At 62.4% G+C, this 3,141-nt stretch carries 4 protein-coding genes; 3 read left to right on the top strand and 1 reads right to left on the bottom strand.

The genetic code is table 11. The annotated features are described in order from the left end of the window. Positions 1-10: 10 nt before the first annotated feature. Positions 11-1,756 carry a feruloyl-CoA synthase gene (locus tag VF497_RS00520; RefSeq protein WP_330885182.1) on the bottom strand — a complete coding sequence of 582 codons (1,746 nt, stop codon included), beginning with the start codon at positions 1,754-1,756 and terminating at the stop codon, positions 11-13. On the opposite strand from VF497_RS00520, the gene VF497_RS00515 reads away from it, so the two are divergent. From VF497_RS00515 to VF497_RS00505, 3 genes are all read left to right on the top strand, one after another. After that, positions 1,701-1,847, top strand: a complete 147-nt coding sequence (locus tag VF497_RS00515; RefSeq protein WP_330885184.1) for a hypothetical protein — start codon at positions 1,701-1,703, stop codon at positions 1,845-1,847. The genes VF497_RS00520 and VF497_RS00515 overlap by 56 nt on opposite strands. Positions 1,848-2,247: 400 nt before the next feature. Further along, complete coding sequence (locus tag VF497_RS00510; RefSeq protein ID WP_330885180.1) at positions 2,248-2,949, top strand: isochorismatase family cysteine hydrolase; 702 nt, start codon at positions 2,248-2,250, stop codon at positions 2,947-2,949. A gap of 9 nt (positions 2,950-2,958) precedes the next feature. Next, positions 2,959-3,141, top strand: a 183-nt coding sequence (locus VF497_RS00505) for a hypothetical protein (RefSeq protein WP_330885178.1), incomplete at its 3' end; no start/stop codon positions are given.

The following is a 3,141-nucleotide window of genomic DNA, read 5'->3' as shown; positions in this document are numbered from 1 at the left end:
ATTGTGCCCGTCAGGCCGGGCATCCGATCCAGTCGCCGCATCCATCGTCGTCGAGCCTCTTGAGGTCCGAGGCGCGCCGCGACAGCACCGCGCGCTGATTGATGTAACCCTTGTCGGTGATCTCGCCGCCGTCCACCGATGGCAGATCCGGCAGCAGCAAGGCACGGGTGGCGACGCTCGACGAGCCGCCGCCCTTCGCTTTCAAGCGTGCAAGCCCCTGCGCCACCGCCTCGCGCACCGCCGGGGCGCGCAGCACATCGGCAACATCAGCATCGGGCAGTTTCGCTAGCGTGCGGCAAGCTGCGATGTTTGGAAACACCAAAAAGCGGACGTCATCCTTGTCCTGGCCAGCGACCACAATGTCCTGCGCCAATGGCGCAAGTGCCGCGATACCCGCGATGCGCAGCGTGCCGACGCTGACCCAGGTGCCGGATGTCAGTTTGAAATCCTCGGCGACGCGTCCGTCGAAAAACAACCCGAGTTCGGGGCGCGCGGCATCCGCGAAGGTCATCGCATCGCCCATCAGATAGAAGCCGTCGCTGTCGAACGCCTTCGCAGTCTGCTCCGGGGCTTTCCAGTATCCCGGCGTCACGTTCGGCCCGCGCACCCGCGCCTCGAGCTTGTCGCCTGTCGGCACCAGCTTGATCTCCGTTCCCGGGATCGGCACGCCGATATTGCCCGAACGCGGCGCCTGGAAATGACAATCCGTTGCGAGAGGCGCAGTCTCGGTCGAGCCCCATGACGAGACCAGCGGCACGGCGTGGCCGACAGTCGCAATCGACAACGCCTCCAGCGCCTCCCAGAGATTCTGTGGCAGCGCGGCGCCCGCATAAAACAGCAGCTTCACGTTCGAGAAGAATCGCCTGCGCAACTCGCCGTCGTCTCGCAAGGCTGCGATCAGCATGTCATAGCCGCGCGGCACGTTGAAATATACCGTGGGGATCACATCGCGCAGATTGGCCAGCGACAACGCGAACAGGCCGGGCGCCGGCTTGCCGCTGTCGATGTAAAGGGTGCCGCCATTGCGCAGCACGCAGTTGAAATTGTGATTGCCGCCGAACGTATGGCTCCACGGCAGCCAATCGAGCGTGGTGAGATTGGGCTCGCCGAGAAACGGCCAGAGTTGGATTTTCGCGGCCTGGTTCGATGTCAGCATGCGCTGGGTGTTGATGACGGCCTTCGGCGTGCCGGTCGAGCCCGACGTGAACAGAAATTTTGCGATGGTGTCATGACCGACGGCAGCGAAAGCGCGCGCGACCCCTGGCGTTTCCGCCGCGGCCGTCAATGACGAGAACGCAATCGCGCCGTCGAACCCGTCCGGATCGCCGGCCACGATCAGAGCCGTATGCAGTGGCGCGATGGCGCTCAACGCAGGGGCAAACATCCTCGCACTGGAAACATAGATCGCGCCGGGATCGAGCAGCGCGATCATGCTTTTCAGCTTGTCGAAATCCTTCGACACCAGCGAATAGGCCGGCGACACCGACGCCGCCGGTACACCGACATGCATCGCCGCCAGCATGAAGACGGCATGATCGATCGAATTGTCGGACAGAATCACCAGCGGGTGGTCCGCGCTCATGCCCTGCGCCAAAATCCAGGATCCCGCCGCGCGCACCCGCCGCAACGCTTCGCGATAAGTCAGCCTGGTCCACGGCGCGTCGGCACTACTGCGCTCCGCGAGGAAAACGGTATCGGGCGTGTCACGCGCCCATTGCTCGAGCCAATCGCCGACACAGCGTGCGAACGGCTGCAACGGCGTCGCCGATCTCAGCCAGATGCTGCCGTCGGTCTTGCGTTCGGCGACGATATTCGGATTGGCGAACAGCGCCTGCGCACTGGCCTGACGATGAGCGGTGGCCGTCGTCATGGCTGCGCCCGGAGCGCGCCAGCCGACACTTCTTTCGCCGCAGCTTCTGCGAACGCAGGCATCGGCTTCCCTCCCTTGGTGGCTGCATACTTAGAATAATAATGCAGCTATCCCTGCCGCTCTCTGGCGACTAGTGCAATATAATGCAGACCAACAAAGAGCATGTCAATTGCCGTCCTCGCCGCGCGGCTGCCGCAGCAGTCCGCCTAAAATTTAGTCTGACGTCGCAACCAACGCGATGTTTCGCGGCCCGGAGGAGTCGCGGCTTCAGGCGTCAACCTGTTGTTTCAAATCGATAATCGTGACCCCGCGAGATCGCTGCGCGCTGTGTACACAATGGCATACCGCTTGCTTCGTCGAGATTGACGAACGGGGTGATGCCTATGGCTATCAAGAGTTTGCTCGCCGCCGAGCCGGCACCAGTCAGCGTGGTGTGGACGAAAACCGCGCTCGTCATCATCGACATGCAGCGCGACTTCCTCGAGCCCGGCGGCTTCGGCGAAACGCTCGGCAACGATGTCTCGCAACTCGCGCGCGCCGTGAAGCCCTGCGGCCTCGTACTCGACGCGTTCCGCAAAGCGGGCCTGCTGGTGATTCACACCCGCGAAGGTCATCTTCCAGATCTCTCCGACGCGCCACCTGCCAAGATCGAACGCGGCGCACCCAGCTTGCGGATCGGCGATCCCGGTCCGATGGGCCGTATCCTTATTCGCGGCGAAGCAGGCCACGACATCGTGCCGAGCCTGTATCCGCTGAAAGGCGAGATCGTGATCGACAAACCCGGCAAGGGTGCGTTCTACGCGACCGAGCTTGGCGACATTCTGAAACAGCGTGGCATCGAGACGCTGCTGGTCTGCGGCGTCACCACCGAGGTCTGCGTCAACACCACCGTGCGTGAAGCCAACGACCGCGGTTATCGCTGCGTCGTGCTGGCGGACTGCTGTGCGTCCTATTTTCCCGAATTCCACGAAATGGGCCTGCGCATGATCAAGGCGCAGGGCGGCATCTTCGGCTGGGTCAGCCAATCGTCTGAAATTTTAGCGGCACTGAATTCCGAACAAACGAAAATGATTGCATAGGAGCGCGTGATGAGCACGTCAGACACAACTGCGACTTCGGGCAAACCGATCCTGTGGGCACAAGGCGACTGGAACGCCTTTTTCGGCTTCGGCACCAACATCCTCGTGAACATGCTGACACTGACGGCGTTGTTACGTTTTGTGCTCAAGATGCCGGACTCGCTGGTGTTCGGCCGCATCCTGCCAGCCCTC

Source organism: Rudaea sp. (genome assembly GCF_036383415.1).
GTDB lineage: Bacteria > Pseudomonadota > Gammaproteobacteria > Xanthomonadales > Rhodanobacteraceae > Rudaea.
The sequence above is the reverse complement of the archived record's forward strand: the minus strand, read 5'-3'. Positions and strand labels throughout refer to the sequence as shown.